Source organism: Nonomuraea sp. NPDC050227 (genome assembly GCF_044459705.1).
Classification (GTDB): Bacteria; Actinomycetota; Actinomycetes; order Streptosporangiales; family Streptosporangiaceae; genus Nonomuraea.
This window is the reverse complement of the sequence record NZ_JBITJF010000003.1, coordinates 18,268-33,270: the sequence shown is the minus strand read 5'-3', so window position 1 is coordinate 33,270 and position 15,003 is coordinate 18,268. Positions and strand designations below refer to the sequence as shown.

Annotated in this window: 14 protein-coding genes; 10 read left to right on the top strand and 4 right to left on the bottom strand. The window is 75.4% G+C overall.

What is annotated here, in order from left to right; all coding sequences use genetic code 11:
- Positions 1-30: 30 nt before the first annotated feature.
- A complete protein-coding gene (locus tag ACIBK9_RS12560) occupies positions 31-1,317 on the top strand; it encodes a cytochrome P450 (protein ID WP_397157646.1) in 1,287 nt (428 codons plus the stop codon).
- 105 nt (positions 1,318-1,422) lie between these two features.
- Positions 1,423-3,258, top strand: a complete 1,836-nt coding sequence (locus ACIBK9_RS12555) for a CocE/NonD family hydrolase (protein ID WP_397157644.1) — start codon at positions 1,423-1,425, stop codon at positions 3,256-3,258.
- A 73-nt stretch (positions 3,259-3,331) separates the two neighbouring features.
- Here the strand turns inward: ACIBK9_RS12555 and ACIBK9_RS12550 are convergent, their stop codons facing one another.
- A complete protein-coding gene (locus ACIBK9_RS12550) occupies positions 3,332-4,363 on the bottom strand; it encodes a M20 family metallopeptidase (protein ID WP_397157642.1) in 1,032 nt (343 codons plus the stop codon).
- Between the two features lie 90 nt (positions 4,364-4,453).
- Here ACIBK9_RS12550 and ACIBK9_RS12545 point away from each other — a divergent pair, with 90 nt between their 5' ends.
- Positions 4,454-4,843 (top strand): PPOX class F420-dependent oxidoreductase, encoded by a 390-nt coding sequence (locus ACIBK9_RS12545; RefSeq protein WP_397157640.1) that lies wholly within the window; start codon positions 4,454-4,456, stop codon positions 4,841-4,843.
- A gap of 22 nt (positions 4,844-4,865) precedes the next feature.
- On the opposite strand, the gene ACIBK9_RS12540 is transcribed toward ACIBK9_RS12545, so the two are convergent.
- The gene (locus ACIBK9_RS12540; protein ID WP_397157638.1) at positions 4,866-5,447 is read right to left on the bottom strand and encodes a TetR/AcrR family transcriptional regulator; all 582 of its coding nucleotides are present in this window, start codon (positions 5,445-5,447) and stop codon (positions 4,866-4,868) included.
- A 128-nt stretch (positions 5,448-5,575) separates the two neighbouring features.
- Between ACIBK9_RS12540 and ACIBK9_RS12535 the strand changes: the two genes are divergently transcribed.
- Positions 5,576-6,724 carry an FAD-dependent oxidoreductase gene (locus ACIBK9_RS12535; RefSeq protein ID WP_397157636.1) on the top strand — a complete coding sequence of 383 codons (1,149 nt, stop codon included), beginning with the start codon at positions 5,576-5,578 and terminating at the stop codon, positions 6,722-6,724.
- Positions 6,725-6,768: 44 nt separating this feature from the next.
- On the opposite strand, the gene ACIBK9_RS12530 is transcribed toward ACIBK9_RS12535, so the two are convergent.
- Complete coding sequence (locus tag ACIBK9_RS12530) at positions 6,769-7,539, bottom strand: methyltransferase domain-containing protein (protein WP_397157634.1); 771 nt, start codon at positions 7,537-7,539, stop codon at positions 6,769-6,771.
- Positions 7,540-7,696: 157 nt separating this feature from the next.
- Here ACIBK9_RS12530 and ACIBK9_RS12525 point away from each other — a divergent pair, with 157 nt between their 5' ends.
- Positions 7,697-8,614, top strand: coding sequence for an NADP-dependent oxidoreductase (locus tag ACIBK9_RS12525; protein WP_397157632.1), 918 nt, complete (start codon positions 7,697-7,699; stop codon positions 8,612-8,614).
- A gap of 92 nt (positions 8,615-8,706) precedes the next feature.
- Here the strand turns inward: ACIBK9_RS12525 and ACIBK9_RS12520 are convergent, their stop codons facing one another.
- Positions 8,707-9,351 carry a class I SAM-dependent methyltransferase gene (locus ACIBK9_RS12520; protein WP_387683050.1) on the bottom strand — a complete coding sequence of 215 codons (645 nt, stop codon included), beginning with the start codon at positions 9,349-9,351 and terminating at the stop codon, positions 8,707-8,709.
- 119 nt (positions 9,352-9,470) lie between these two features.
- Between ACIBK9_RS12520 and ACIBK9_RS12515 the strand changes: the two genes are divergently transcribed.
- The 5 genes from ACIBK9_RS12515 (at position 9,471) to ACIBK9_RS12495 (ending at position 15,003) form a co-directional block, all read left to right on the top strand.
- On the top strand, positions 9,471-10,043 hold the full coding sequence (locus ACIBK9_RS12515; protein ID WP_397157630.1) for a TetR/AcrR family transcriptional regulator: 573 nt from the start codon (positions 9,471-9,473) through the stop codon (positions 10,041-10,043).
- 202 nt (positions 10,044-10,245) lie between these two features.
- Positions 10,246-11,955 carry an ABC-F family ATP-binding cassette domain-containing protein gene (locus ACIBK9_RS12510; protein WP_397157628.1) on the top strand — a complete coding sequence of 570 codons (1,710 nt, stop codon included), beginning with the start codon at positions 10,246-10,248 and terminating at the stop codon, positions 11,953-11,955.
- 113 nt (positions 11,956-12,068) lie between these two features.
- Complete coding sequence (locus ACIBK9_RS12505; RefSeq protein ID WP_397157626.1) at positions 12,069-13,031, top strand: alpha/beta hydrolase; 963 nt, start codon at positions 12,069-12,071, stop codon at positions 13,029-13,031.
- The gene (locus ACIBK9_RS12500) at positions 13,028-14,335 is read left to right on the top strand and encodes a sensor histidine kinase (RefSeq protein WP_397157624.1); all 1,308 of its coding nucleotides are present in this window, start codon (positions 13,028-13,030) and stop codon (positions 14,333-14,335) included. The genes ACIBK9_RS12505 and ACIBK9_RS12500 overlap by 4 nt, the downstream gene beginning before the upstream one ends.
- A complete protein-coding gene (locus tag ACIBK9_RS12495) occupies positions 14,332-15,003 on the top strand; it encodes a response regulator transcription factor (RefSeq protein WP_358297365.1) in 672 nt (223 codons plus the stop codon). The genes ACIBK9_RS12500 and ACIBK9_RS12495 overlap by 4 nt, the downstream gene beginning before the upstream one ends.

The window sequence follows — 15,003 nt, the reverse complement described above, 5'->3', positions numbered from 1 at the left end:
GGGCGGGCGCGTCCGCGAGACGGTGGCCGGATGCGTGACATCCCCGGCCCTCCTCCCGCGGCGGACGGCGGGCTGAGCGCCGTCGCGGCCGCCGGCGGCCTGCACACCTACCAGCTGCGGCTGCACGAGCGGTACGGCCCGCTGGTGCGCTTCCAGCTCCCCGGCGCACCGGCCGCGATCTCGGTGGCCGACCCCGTGCTGCTGGAGGCCACGGCCGCGATCGACGCACGCCCCGACGAGCTCTTCGCGTTCCTGGCGCCCCTGTGCGAGGCCGGCAACCTGCAGACGCTCCCCGCCGACGAGCACGGCCCCTTCCGCCGGGTCCTGCTCTCGGTGCTCGCCGGCCGCCGCTCGCACGAGGCGCACTTCGCCGGCTTCGTCGCCCTGGCCACCGAGCTGGCCGACCGCTGGGAGCGCCGCGCCGCCGACGGCCCGGTGGCGCTCCAGCAGGACCTGAGCGAGCTGTCCCTGCGCATGATCGCCCAGTACGCCCTGGGCGGCGGCCTCGCCGACCCGGCGCGGGTGGTGAGCGCGTTCGAGACCGTGCTGACCGTCCACCTGGGCCGCCGCTACGAGCGCGACGACGACCTCGCGCGCGGCGACCGGGCGCTGGCGTACCTGCGCGAGGTCGTGGACGGGGTGCTGGCCCGCGGCGGCAGCGAGCTGGTCGCCGCCCTGGCGCGGGCCGACATGTCGCCCGCCCGGATCAGGGACACCGTACTCATGATCATGCTCGCCGCCCACCACACCACCGGCGTGGCCGTCTCCTGGACCCTGCACCTGCTCGCGCGCAACCCCGGCCCGGCCGCGCGGGTGGCCGCCGAGCTGGCCGACGTGCTGGGCGACCGCGCCGCCCCCGAGTACGCCGACCTGCGGCGCCTGCCGTACCTGGAGATGGCGCTCAAGGAGTCGATGCGGCTCTACCCGCCCGGCCCGTACGGCGCCCGCGAGACCACCGAGGACCTCACCCTGGACGGCCACCACGTCCCGGCCGGCACCACGATCTTCTACCCCTTCTGGGCCGTGCACCTCGACCCCCGCCACTGGCCGGACCCGCACGCCTTCCGGCCCGACCGCTTCACCCCCGAGGAGCAGGCCGCCCGCCACCGCTACGCCTACCTCCCCTTCGGCCTCGGGCCGCGCGGCTGCGAGGGCGCGAGCCTGGCCATGGTCGAGGCCGAGCTGGTGCTCGCCGTGCTGCTCAGCAGGTTCGCCTTCAAGCCGGTCGAGGACCATCCCGTGACGCCCGTCGAACGTTTCGTGCTGTGGGCCGAGCACGACATCCGCATGCGCCTGACCCGCCGCCTCCCCCGCTGACGTCCCGGACGGGTGTGGCGGGGCTTGCCTGGGCGTGCCCGCTGGCATATGAGTGATGCACGCTCGTTCGGACGCCGCCGGCACACCTATGCACGGGGAGAGTCGATGAACATCCGCGGGAAGGCGACGGCCACTGTGGCGGCCGGCGTCCTGGTCACGATCACCACCCTCGCCGCGGGCGGCCCGCCTGCCTCGGCCCGGACCACGGCCCGGACCACGGCCGGGACCACGGCCGGGACCACGGCCCCGGGGGTGACGCACGAGGAGAACCCCCGCGTCCCCGCGGGCGCCGCGTGGTCGGAGGCGTACTTCCCCTCAGCCGACGGCAGCGGCGTCGAGCTGCACGCCGACGTGCTGCGCCCGGCGCACCTGCCGGCCGGCGCGCGGACGCCGGTGATCGTCTCGGTCGGCCCCTACTTCGCCCACGCCGGGCAGACCGGCCCGGAGGGATGGGACCAGGTCGGGCCGTCGGCGCGGTTCCGCGACTTCGTGGACGGCGCCGGGCTGATGGCCCGCGGCTACACCTTCGTGATGGTCGACCTGCGCGGCTTCGGCGGCAGCACCGGCTGCCTCGACTGGGTCGGGCCGGGCGAGCAGGCCGACGTGCGGGCCGCCGTCGAGTGGTCGGCGGCCCAGCCCTGGTCGACCGGCAAGGTCGGCATGTACGGCAAGTCGTACGACGCGGTCACCGGCCTGGTCGGCAACAACCTCAGGCTGCCGAGCCTGAAGGCGGTCGTCGCCCAGGAGCCGGTCTGGAACATGTACAACTACCTGTTCAGCAACAAGGTCCCGCGGCCCAACGTCACGGGCACGCCGGAGGCGTACAACTCGATCGCGACGATGGCGCCGATGGCCGGCGACAGCGACCGGTACAAGGCGAACGCCCAGTACGAGACCGCCCACCCCGCCTGCCTGTCCGACAACATCACCAACAACAACGATCCCGACCTGCGCTCGGCGTACTGGCGGGCGCGCGATCTGGCCGACCGGGCGGCCGGCACCAGCACGCCGCTGCTGGTCACCCAGGGCTTCATCGAGCCCAACACCAAGCCCGAGGACATGGAGGTCTACCTGGACAACCACCGCGGGCGCGAACGCGGCTGGCTCGGCCAGTGGGAGCACGTGCGCGGCAACGACACCGACGCCCAGGGCCGGCTGCTGCAGGGACGGGCCGGCTGGTTCGACGAGGTGATGCGGTTCTACGACCAGTACCTGCGCGGCGTGCGACCCTCGGCGGTCGACCCGGCGTACGCGATCGAGGACAGTCTCGGCGGGTGGCGCGCCCAGCCGACCTGGCCGGTGGTCACGACGTCGTACGAGGCCCGGCTGTCGGCCGGCGCGTACCTGGACGACGGCGGCGGCGCCGCGGCGACGGCGACCACCGCCCCCTCCGGCCGCTGGGACATGGAGCACGCGCCGCCGCTCGAACCGCTCTCCACCGCCGAGAAGAGCTCGGCCAGGCAGAGCGCGGCCGCCTCGGGCAGCTTCTGGACCTGGTCCACGCCCGCCGCCGAGCGGCTCAGGCTCACCGGCACGCCGCGGATCAGGCTCGACGCGAGCACGAACGGCAACGTCATGGTCCGCCTGTGGGACGTCGCCCCCGACGGCAGGGCGACGATGTTCGACGAGAACGTGGCGCTGCTGGAGCGCCGCGGCCCGGTCGCGTTCGACCTGAAGTCGGCCGACTGGACCTTCGAGCCGGGCCACCGGCTGGGCGTGCAGATCGGCACCATCGAGTCCAACGGCTGGCTGGACGTGCCCTCGGGCAACACGATCAAGGTCTCCGGGGCGCGGCTGAGCCTGGACCTGCTGGCCACGCGGCACGACGTGCCCACCCAGGGTGACCGCTCGCCGTACCTGGACCGGTACCTCGCGGCCTACACCGCCACGCTCGGCGGCGTCGGGCCCGGCACCTTCCCGCTGCGGCTGTCCCGCCGCTGACCCGCTCGTCCCCGGCCCGTCCCCGGCCCGTCGCACGCCCGATCCGCCGGGCCGGGAGACGGGCCGGGGAACGTCAGAGCGCCTCGCCGCGGGCGCGCAGGAACCCGGCCATCGCCTCGACGCCGAGGGCGATCGCCCGCTCGTCCGGCACGAAGTCCGGGTCGTGCGGCACGCCCTGCTCGCCCACGCCGAAGAAGAACATCGCCCCCGGCGCCCGCTCCAGGAACAGCCCGAAATCCTCCCCGTTGAACGGATAGGACGCGTGCAGCAGCAGGGCGTCCAGGTGCCGCGCGCCGGCCCTGGCGTGCTCCGGAGAGTTGACCGACGACGGGTGATGGTCGAGGAACCGCAGGCGGGACCCGGCCTCGGCGCGCAGCAACGCGCGGATGTCGTCGTACCGGCTGTCCGGCCAGGCCCGGACCCACCCCTGCACGGCGTCGTGCTCGCGGTGGACCTGGGCGTACACGAAGGTCGCCAGGGGGCCGTCCGGGGTCTGCAGGTCGGCCTCCAGCTGTGCCATCTCCTCCGGGGTGGCCGGCGGCGTCACCGTCGACAGGTCCGCGACCAGCGCCTCGAACCGCCGGGCCGCCGCCGGCGACAGGCCCTCGATGCGGAAGACGTCCTGGCCGGGGTGCCCGAAGCCCGGGGCCACCGCGAACGTTCCGGTGGGCAGGGGCGCGCAGTGCAGGGCGTACACCTCGCGCGGCGGGACCGGATCCATGGCCCCGTCGGCGATCATGGCGCGGGCGCCCTCGCAGGTCTCCTCGGCGGGCTGGAAGAAGAAGACCGCCCGGCCCGGGGGCCGCTCGCGGGCCAGGGCCCGCGCGACGCCCACGCCTATCGCGGTGTGCACGTCGTGCCCGCACAGGTGGTCGGCGCCGCCGGGCACGGCGACCGCGTCCAGGTCGGCCCGGTAGCCGATCGCGGGGCCGTCGCCGGCGTCCAGGATCGCGACCACGCCGTGGCCGCCGACGCCGGTCCGCACCTCCAGGCCCGCCTCCCGCAGCGCCGCCGCCACCAGGGCCGCGGTGCGCCGCTCCTGGCCGGCCGGTTCGGGGTGGCGGTGGATCTCGCGCCGTAACTCGATCAGATCGTCGTCGCTCATGGCCGAATGCTGGCACATCGTCCCGCACTCGAACTGATGGAATGGGTGGGTTTGGGGTGACGCCGGTGTCAAGGTTGCATACTTCCCCGCATGATTTTCACGCAGGCAGAGCTCGACTACCTGGCCGGACAGCACCTCGGCCGGCTGGCCACCGTCTCCCCCTCCGGAGACGTGCAGAACAACCCCGTCGGCTTCTTCGTGGACGCCGCCACGGGCACGATCACCATCGGCGGGCACGCGATGGGCGCCTCCAAGAAGTTCCGGAACGTCCAGCAAGGCAGCACCGTCGCCCTCGTCGTGGACGACCTGGCCTCGGTCGACCCGTGGGTGGTGCGCGGCATCGAGATCCGGGGCACGGCGGTGGCCCTGGCCGACCGCGAGCCGCCGGTGCCGTACTTCTCGCGGGAGGTCATCGTGATCACGCCCGTCAGGATCGTGTCGTGGGGGATCGACGGCGGGCGGTCGTCCCGGACCGTCTGAGGGCGCGGGCCGGCGCCGGTCGCTAGCGCGGCGGGCGCCAGCCGTGCGCGAGGAGGTCGAAGACCTGCTCGACGGCCCCGCGCAGGTCCTGCCGCCCCCGCGTGAGCGCCGGGATGTCCAGGACGAACCGGGCGAGCGCGTGGCAGGCGACGTCGTCGGGGGCCACGCCCGCGTCCTCGGCGATGGCCGTGCCGAGGGCGGCGGCGTGCCTGGTCCACATCCGTTCGTAGTACTCCAGCAGCGCCGGCGTGGACTCCACCAGCTCGGTGAACCCGGCCCGCAGCGGATGGGCCGCGACCTGCGGCCAGGACGCCAGCACGTGCCGGCGCAGCGCCTCGACGACGCTCTGCCCCTCCGGACGCCCGCGCACCGCCGCGACCAGCTCCGCCTCCCGGTCGGCCTCCTCGTCGAAGACCAGCGCCTCCTTGCCGGGGAAGTGCTTGAACAGCGTGGTGGTGGACACGTCGGCCGCCTCGGCGACGTCCCTGACGCTCACCCGGTCGTAGCCGCGCTCCAGGAACAGGCGCAGGGCGGCGTCGGCGATGGCTCGGCGGGTGGCGGCCTTCTTGCGTTCGCGGCGGCCGGCGACGGGTGGCGTGTCCATGCCGCCCACCCTACCAAAAGGTGGCATGAGTGAATTAGTTGACCAGTTGCACTTTTATACTCGTTCTGCTTCTCTGGAACGGCGGCGCTCGCCGTACCCACCCCTGATCACGAACGAGAGGTCCCGTCATGCGCTCACCCGCACCCGCCACCGCGCGCATCCACGTCGTCGGAGCGGGCCCCGGCGGGCTCACCTGCGCCCGCGTCCTGCAACGGCACGGCATCCCCGTGACCGTCCACGACCGCGACGCCCACCCGCGGGCCCGCGACCAGGGCGGCACCCTCGACCTGCACGCCGACGACGGCCAGGTCGCCCTGCGCGAGGCCGGCCTGCTCGACGACTTCCTCCGGCTGGCCCGCCCGGAAGGGCAGGAGATGCGGCTGCTCGACCCGTCCGGACGGCTGCTCGACCACCACGTCCCGGCCGCGGGCGAGCTCTTCAAGCCCGAGATCGACCGCGGTGTGCTGCGCGACCTGCTGCTCGGCTCGCTGGAGCCCGGGACCGTGCGGTGGGGCGCCGCCGTCGAGCAGGTCACCGGCCCGCCCGGCGGCCCGCGCCGGGTGCACTTCCGCGACGGCACGTCCGTCGAGGCGGACCTGGTCATCGGGGCCGACGGCGCGTTCTCCCGGGTGCGCCCGGCGGTCTCGGCCGCGACGCCGCGCTACACCGGGGTCACCTTCCTGGAGGCGTGGTTCCACGACGTCGAGAACGCCCACCCTGCCCTCGCCGCGCTCGTCGGACAGGGCGGCGCCACCGCGGCCGACGGCGACCGCGCCCTGTTCGCCCAGCGCAACGGCGGCGACCACATCCGCGTTTACGTCATCCAGCGCCTGCCCGCCGGGTGGATCGCCGCGAGCGGCCTGAGCGCCGGCGACACCGCCGGGATCCGCGCCCGGCTGCTCGACGCGTTCTCCGGCTGGTCGCCGGACCTGCTCGGGATGATCACCCGCAACGACGGGCCGTACGTCGATCGCCCGCTGTTCGCGCTGCCCGTGCCGCACGTGTGGGCGCGGTCGTCCAGCGTGACCCTGCTCGGCGACGCCGCCCACCTCATGCCGCCGCTCGGCGTGGGCGCCAACCTGGCCATGCTCGACGCCTGCGAGCTCGCCCTCGCGCTGGCCGGCTCCGCCACGGTGGCCGAGGCCGTGGCCGCGTACGAGAGCACGATGCTCCCGCGCGCGGCGGACGCGGCCCGCGCCCTTGAGCACGGCGCCGAGGCCCTGCTCGAACGGCACGAGAGCGGCGAGCTCGCCGCCTTCGCCCCGCCCCGCCGCTGACCCGGCCCCGGCCCCGGCCCTGACCCGGCTCTGCCCCTTGGGGCCTACCGCGTGGCCGCGGTCACGAACAGCGGCAGGGCGAGGAACAGCCGCCCGGCCCGCGCCCGTTCCCGCTGCTCGGCGAGCCAGCCCTCGGCCTCCGCCGCACTGACCGCCCCGGCCGAGCGCGCCTTCCCCGCCAGGTCGGCCAGCACGGCCACCAGCGTCGCGTCGGTGACGACGCTGGTGTGCACCTCGACGGTGACGTCGGTGAAGCCGGCGTCCAGCAGCAGGTTGCGGGTGCCGCGGACGACGCGGGGCGATGTGACGAGGTCGGCGCGGGCGTGCACGATCCGGCGGGTGAGCGCGGCGTCGCCGGAGTCGATGACGATGGTGTCCCAGTCCTGCCCGAGCAGCACGATCCGCCCGCCGGGCGCGAGCACCCGCCGCGCCTCGGCCACGGCGCGGGCCGGGTCGTCCAGGACGTGGTACACCTTCTCGGCGCGATAGCCGCGCAACTCGCCGTCGGCGAACGGCAGCGCGTACGCCTCCGCCACCCGGAACTCGGCGGCGGGCCACCGCCCGGCCGCCACGCCGATCATCCGCTCGTCGGGGTCGACGCCGATCGCCCGCGCGCCCAGCCCGGCCAGCTCCGCCGCCGCGCGGCCGGAGCCGCAGCCGACGTCGGCCACCGCCGCCCGCGGCGCGAGGCCGAGCAACTCGTAGGAACGCGCCCGCAGCTCGGCCGCCCCGGGCAGGTGGTCCGCGAGGTCGAGCAGGGCGATGAGCGCGTCGGTCTCCTCGCCGGTACGGCCTGTCGTCTGGTTCTTGGTCATGTGCGGGATCCTGCGGCTTCAAGTGCGCTTGAAGTCAAGCCGCTTCCTGGGATCGGCGGTCCTGGGAAGAGCGGTCCGTTCCGGCGCCGGCGCGGGAGCGGCAGGGTGGGCTGCGGCCGCGCGAAGGGCCGGTCCGGACGAGGAGGGTGATCACGCGATGAAGGCTGTGCGGTTCCACGAGTACGGCGGGATCGACGTCCTGCGGGTGGAGGAGGTCGAGCGTCCGGCGCCGGGGCCCGGTCAGGTGCTGGTCGAGGTGCGGGCGGCCGGGATCCAGCCCGGCGAGACGATGATCCGCCAGGGGGCGCGGCACGGGCGCTGGCCGGCGACGTTCCCGTCCGGGCAGGGCAGCGATCTGGCCGGCGTGGTGGTGGCGGCCGGTCCGGAGGTGCGCGGGTTCGCGGTGGGCGACGAGGTGCTCGGCTTCACCCATCGCAGGGCGAGCCACGCGGAGTTCGTCGTGGCCGACGACGTGGCGCTGACCCTGCGGCCCGCGGGGCTGCCCTGGGAGGTGGCCGGGTCGTTGTACGTGGCCGGCACGACGGCGTACGCCACGGTGTTCGCGGTCGATCCGGGGCCGGGGGAGACGGTGGTGGTGTCCGGGGCGGCGGGCGGGGTCGGGTCCATCGCCGTGCAGCTCGCGCGGCGGCGGGGGGCGACGGTGGTCGGGCTGGCGAGCGAGGCCAACCACGCCTGGCTGCGGGGGCGCGGCGTGGTGCCGGTCGCGTACGGGGAGGGCGTGGCAGAGCGGATCCGGTCGGCCACCGGCGGGAAGGTGGACGCGTTCATCGACACCTACGGGGACGGGTACGTCGATCTGGCGGTCGAGCTGGGCGTGCGGCCCGACCGGATCGACACGATCTGCGACTGGGCGGGCGCGGCCAGGGTCGGCGCGCGGACGTACGGGGAAGGGGCGGCCGCCTGCGCGGTCGTGGTCGGGGAGCTGGCCCGGCTCGCCGCGCGGGGCGAGCTGGAGGTGCCGATCGCCCGCGTGTACCCGCTGGAGCAGGTCCGGGACGCCTTCGGCGAGCTGGAACGTCGGCACACCCACGGCAAGATCGTGCTCACGCCGTAACGACGGCCTACGGACGGGTCGGGGTTGCCCCCGACGTGGAGCAGGGCGCGCGGCTACGGACGAGTCGCTCTCACGTGGAACAGCGCGTGCGGCTACGGACGGGTGGCGCGGATGTGGAACAGCGCGTGCGGCAGGTCGCCTTCGGCCTCCACCCGGAACCCGGCGCCCGGGATCAGCGTGCCGAGCAGGGCGCGCAGGTCGTGGCGCATCGCGGGACCGGCCAGCGCGCCGACGACGCGGCGGGCCAGCGGGCCGGTCGGCGGCCGGAACTCGGCCACGAGCAGCCGCCCGCCCGGACGCAGCACGCGGAACATCTGGCGCAGCGCCTCCGGCCTGGCCGCCACGGGCATGTGGTGCACCGCGAAGCTGGAGACGACCAGGTCGAACGAGCCGTCCGGGAACGGCAGGTCCTGGCCCTCGCCGACCACGTAGTCGCAGTTGGCGGGGGCGCGCCGGGCGGCGTACCCGATCATCTCGGGGGACGGGTCGAGGCCGGTCACCCGGCCGCTCGGGGTGACCACGGGGGCGATGATCCGGGTGAGGTAGCCGGTGCCGCAGCCGACGTCGAGCACGCGGTCGCCGGCGCGCGGCCCGGCGGCGGCGGCCAGGCGGGTGAACGCGGCCCGGCGCCCGCCGAGGAACGCGACCGCGCTCAGCAGCTCGTACCGGCGCGGGTAGTCGATGGTGCCGCCGGACTCGGCGTGCTCTTCGTGGTGGTGCAGAAGCCTTCCCAGCATGACGGTTCCTCCGGTCAGTTGCCGAACAACCTGTTCGGTAATGAATGATGTGTTCATACGGGACGCGGGTCAACGAGCAGATCGGCCGTGGCGTCCGATAGCGCACAGGGAGGGGGAAGGTGTCCGGAGACCGGCGGGTGCGGCGCACGCGGCGACAGGTCCGGGAGGCGCTGGTGTCGCTGATCCTGGAGAAGGGCTACGAGGCGGTGACCGTCACCGACATCATCGAGCGGGCCGACGTCGGCCGCTCCACCTTCTACGCCCACTTCTCCGGCAAGCAGGAGGTGCTGCTCAGCAACCTGGCCGAGCTGGCGTTCCTGCGGCGTCCGCCGGGCGGCGGCGCGCCGGGGGAGTTGTTCGCGTTCAGCCTGCCGATGTTCGAGCACGTCCGCGAGCAGGAGCGGCTGGTGCGCGCGCTGCTCGGACGGCGCGGCGGCGGGCCGGTGTACGCCCGGGGCGAGCAGGTGGTCGCCGACCTGGTCAGGGCCGACCTGCTGGCGGCGGGCGCGCGGGAGCAGGCCGGGCTCGACCTGCTGGTGGTGTGCGTGGTGGGGGCGTTCATGGGGCTGATGCGGGCCTGGCTGGACGGCGTGACCGCCGCCTCGCCCGCCGAGCTCGACGCCGCCTTCCGCGCGGCGGTGACCCCGGGCGTCCGGGCCGCCCTGGGCCCGTCCGCGGGGTGCGGCACGTAGGCTACGGTGGGAACGTTTGTGATCTACGGCCAGGAGACCGGACATGGCAGGTGACGACGACATCTCCGGGTGACACCGGAGGGTGATCGGCCCCGGCGTGCGCGCGTGAGCGCCGCCGACATGGGCCTTTTCGTCGTTCCCCGAAACCCTGTCCCCTTCACCGGGCGGCTTCGGCGCGCCCGCGCCCTCCTCCGAGGTTCACATGCTCTCCAACCCCTGCCCGCCGGCCGGCGACGTCCTGCTGGCCCACGATCTCGTCCGGACGCTGGGCACGCGGCGCGTGCTCGACGGCCTCTCGCTCACCGCCGCCCCCGGCCGCCGGATCGGGCTCATCGGCGAGAACGGCGCGGGCAAGTCCACGCTGCTGCGCCTGCTGGCCGGCGTGGACGAGCCCGACTCCGGGACCGTCGTCCGCCCCGCCGACCTGGGCTTCCTGCACCAGGAGCTGCCGTTCGCGGCTGGCGACACGCTCGCCGACGTGCTCGACGACGCCCTGCGCGAGGCGCGCACGGACCTGGCCGAACTCGACCGGCTCACCCGCGAGCTGGCCGGGTCGCCGGAGGACGCCGCGCTGCTCGAAGCGTACGGGGCCCGGCTCGACCAGGCGCAGCAGCACGAGTCCTGGGACGCCGACCGGCGGGCGGAGATCGTCCTCGACCGGCTGGGCCTGGGCGGCGTGCCGGGGACGCGGGCGCTCGGGTCGTTGTCCGGCGGGCAGCGCGGCCGGCTCGCCCTGGCGGCGCTGCTGATCAGGCGGCCCGCCGCGCTCCTGCTCGACGAGCCCACCAACCACCTCGACGACGACGCCGCCGTCTTCGTGGAGGAGGAATTGCGCGGCATGACCGGCGTGGTCGTCGTGGCCAGCCACGACCGGGCCTTCCTCGACGCGGTCTGCACGGACCTGCTCGACCTCGACCCCGCCGTGGACGGCCCCGTCCGGTACGGCGGCGGCTACAGCGCGTACCTGACCGGGAAACGCGCCGAGCGCGAACGCTGGGAGCGGCGACACGCGGCCGAGCAGGAGGAACTGGACGAGCTGCGCCGCGCCGTCGCGGTGACCGCGCGGCGGGTGGCGCAGGACGGATTGCGCCGCGACAACGAGAAGATGGGCTACGGACACCGCGCCGGGCGGGTGCAGCAGCAGATCTCCCGGCGGGTGCGCGAGGCCGCGCGCCGGCTCGCCGAGCTGGAACGCGACCAGGTCCCCGCCCCGCCGCCCCCACTGCGCCTGCGCCCCCGCCTCACCGCCCCCCTCCCTCCCTCCGAAGGCCCGGAGGGGGACCGGGGCGGCGCGGCGGGCCGGGGTGGCGGGTCGTTGGTGTCGGCGCGGGACGTCCGGGTGGCGGGGCGGCTCGCGCTCGACCGGCTCGACCTGCGGGAAGGGGACCGCCTGCTGGTCACCGGCCCGAACGGCGCGGGCAAGTCCACCCTCCTCGCGGTCCTGTCCGGCGACCTGGAGCCGGCCGGGCAGGTACGGCGGCGACCGGGGCTGACCGTCGGCCTGCTGCCCCAGGACATGGCGTTCGAGCACCCCGGCCGCACGGTGCGGGAGACCTACGAGCAGGCCCTCGGGCCGGAGCGCGCCGAGGCCGTGCCGCTGCGCTCGCTCGGCCTGATCCGCGCCCGCGACGCGAACCTGCGCGTGGGTGAGCTGTCCGTCGGCCAGCGCCGCCGCCTCGCGCTGGCGCTGCTGATCGCCGACCCTCCCGACGTGCTGCTGCTCGACGAGCCCACCAACCACCTGTCGCCGGGCCTGGCCGACGAGCTGGAGGCCGCCCTGGCCGCGGACGGCCCCGGCGCGGTCGTGGTGGCCGGCCACGACCGCTGGCTGCGCGCCCGCTGGCGGGGCCGCCGTCTGCACCTGCCCGGTGAGGGCGTGACGCACGGCCCGCAGGACCTGGGGGAGGGGTGACGTACGTCCCGTAGTACCTGGGAGCTACGCGGGAAGTGAGCTCCGCAGCGGGAGGCGCGCGGCCGGGGGCGATCCGTAGCGTCGGGGGAACCGTCCCCGTCGGAAGGATTCCCATGGGCAACCGCGGCCGCCGCCTCCTGCTCGCCACGCTCGTCGCCGCCTCGGTGGCTGGCCCGGCGGCGTGCGTGTCGGGGGAGGTGCCGGCGCCCGTCCCCGGCGTCGCGCCGCCGCCGTCCGGGCTCGCCGGGCGGTACGCCGCCGGGCGCGCGGCGATCCTGGCGGCCGGGCGCGACGCCGTCCGGCACGGCCACCGGCGCCGGGCCGCCGCGCTGCGCGAGATGGCCGACCCCGCCCGCCGGTTCCTGTCCTTCGACGGCCGCGACGCCGGCCGGGTCGTCGAGGTGTTCGGCGACCTGGCCACCGCCGCCCGGATCGCCGTGCTGGTCCCGGGCGCGGGCATCACCCTCGACAAGTACGGCCTGCTGCGCGGCGGCTCGATGCGCCTGAGCGCCGCGCTGGGCGACCGGTCGGCCGTGATCGCCTGGCTCGGGTACGCCACCCCGAGCAGCGTGAGCCTCCAGGCGCTGACCCTCGACCGCGCCGACCGGGCCGCCCCCGCCCTGCGCGCCTTCCTGGACGAGCTGCGCGCCCTCCGCCCCGGCGCGCGCGTCTCGCTGCTGTGCCACTCCTACGGCTCGACGGTGTGCGGCCGGGCCGCGCCGGGGCTGGATGTGGCCGCCCTCGTCCTGTTCGGCAGCCCCGGGGCGGGCGTGGCCGACGCCGCGGCGCTGCGCACCCGGACGCCGGTGTGGGCCGCGCGCACGGCCGGGGACTGGGTCGGCCGGCTGCCGCACGCGTCCGTCGAGCTGCCGTCCGGCACCCTGGGGCTGGGCGCGGACCCGGTCGCGCCCGGATTCGGGGCGCGGGTGTTCGACGCGGGCGGCGGCGGCCACAGCGACTACCTGGCGGCCGGATCGACGGCGCTGACGAACCTCGCGCGGATCGTGACCGGCTCACCCGTAAGCTGGACCAAGGGTGCAAGCCAGGACAGAACGAACGTGGGCGAGGGCGGATGAGCAGGCTGCGCAAGGCCCTCGCCACGCTGGGCGCGGACCTGGGGACCATGGCCCCCGACCCCCTGCCGCGGATGGGCGGCCCGCGCGCCCTGTCCCGGCTCCCGCACGTCGCCGTCGCCCTGTACGCGCTGGCCATGGGCCTGTACCCGGGCGGGGAGGGCATCGACCCGACCGTCCCGCTGCTGGCCATGGCCATGGCGGCGGCCATGGTGCTGGCGATGTGGCGCCCGCTGGCCGCCTGGTGGGCGACGATCGTCCTCATGGTCGCCGGGGCGCGGTCGGGCATGGTGTACGTGTCGGAGCACCTGAGCCTGCCCTGGACGGTGCATCCCGAGACGTTCGAGCGGCGGCCCTTCCCGCACGCCGACCCGACCGCCTTCCCGTGGACGGGCTCGGGCGTCGCCCTGCAGGCCGGCGTGCTGTTCCTGCTGGCGCTGCGGGTACGCCCCGGCGTCGCCGTCAAGGCGCTGGCGATCACCACGCTGACCGTGGTGGCGATCGTGGTGCTCATGCCGGAGGCCAACGGGGGCGGGCTGGGCGCCACCGCCCTGCTGGCCGACGCGGTCGCGGTCGCCGTCGGGGCCGGGGTGCGCCAGCTGAGAACGACCCGTACCCGGCTGGAGGCCCAGGAGGAGCTGACGGCCGAGGAACGGGCCCGCCGCACGCTGCTGGAGGAGCGCAGCAGGATCGCCCGCGAGCTGCACGACGTCGTCGCCCACCACATGTCGGTGATCTCCATCCAGGCCCAGGTCGCGCCGCACCTGGTGGACGACCCGCCGCAGGAGCTGAGGGAGAACCTGGCCGGCATCCGGGAGAACGCCGTCGAGGCGCTGACCGAGCTGCGCCGGGTCCTGGGCGTGCTGCGCGCGCAGGACCAGCCGGCCGACGCGCCGCAGCCCACGCTCGACCGGCTGGAGGAGCTGCTGGCCAACGTGCGCGGCGCGGGCGTCACGCTCACCGCCGAGATCGCCGGGCAGGCGCGCCCGCTGTCGCCGGGGGTGGAGCTGTCGGCGTACCGGATCGTGCAGGAGGCGCTCAGCAACGCCATGCGGCACGCCCCCGGCGCGGCGGTGGCGGTCCGGCTGACGTACCGGCCCGGCGCCCTGGCGATCCGGGTCGTCAACGAGCCGCCCGCCAGGCCGGCGCGGCCCTCGCCGGGCGCCGGGCACGGGCTGCTCGGCATGCGCGAGCGCGCCGCCATGCTGGGCGGCGACCTCGTCGCCGGGCCCACGCCGGACGGCGGCTACGAGGTCAGCGTGTTCCTGCCGGTCGACTCGCAGAAAGGCGTTCAGGCCACCTCATGACGAGCATCCGCGTGCTCATCGCCGACGACCAGGTCATGGTCCGCCAGGGCTTCACCGTGCTGCTCAACGCCGAGCCCGGCATCGAGGTCGTGGGCCAGGCGGTCAACGGGCTCGACGCCGTCGCCAAGGTCGCCGAGCTGGACCCCGACGTGGTCCTCATGGACGTGCGCATGCCCGAGCTCGGCGGCATCGAGGCCACCCGCCGGATCGCCGCCCGTCCGGACGCGTCGGCGAAGGTGCTCGTGCTGACCACGTTCGACCTCGACGACTACGTCTACGAGGCGCTGCGCGCCGGGGCGTCCGGCTTCCTGCTCAAGGACGCCTCGGCGGCCGAGCTGGCCCACGCGGTGCGGGTGGTGGCGACCGGCGACGCGCTGCTGGCCCCGAACGTCACCAAGCGCCTGATCGCCGAGTTCGCCCGGGTGAGCCGCGCGCCGCGGGCGCCGCTCAAGGAGCGCGTGGGCGACCTGACCGAGCGCGAGACCGAGGTGCTGGCGCTGATCGCGCAGGGCCTGTCGAACGCCGAGATCGCCGAGCGCCTGGTGATCGCCGAGCAGACGGTCAAGACCCACGTGAGCCGGATCCTGGTCAAGCTCGGGCTGCGCGACCGCACCCAGGCGGCGGTCTTCGCGTACGAGACGGGGCTGGTCCGTCCCTCGGGCTACTGA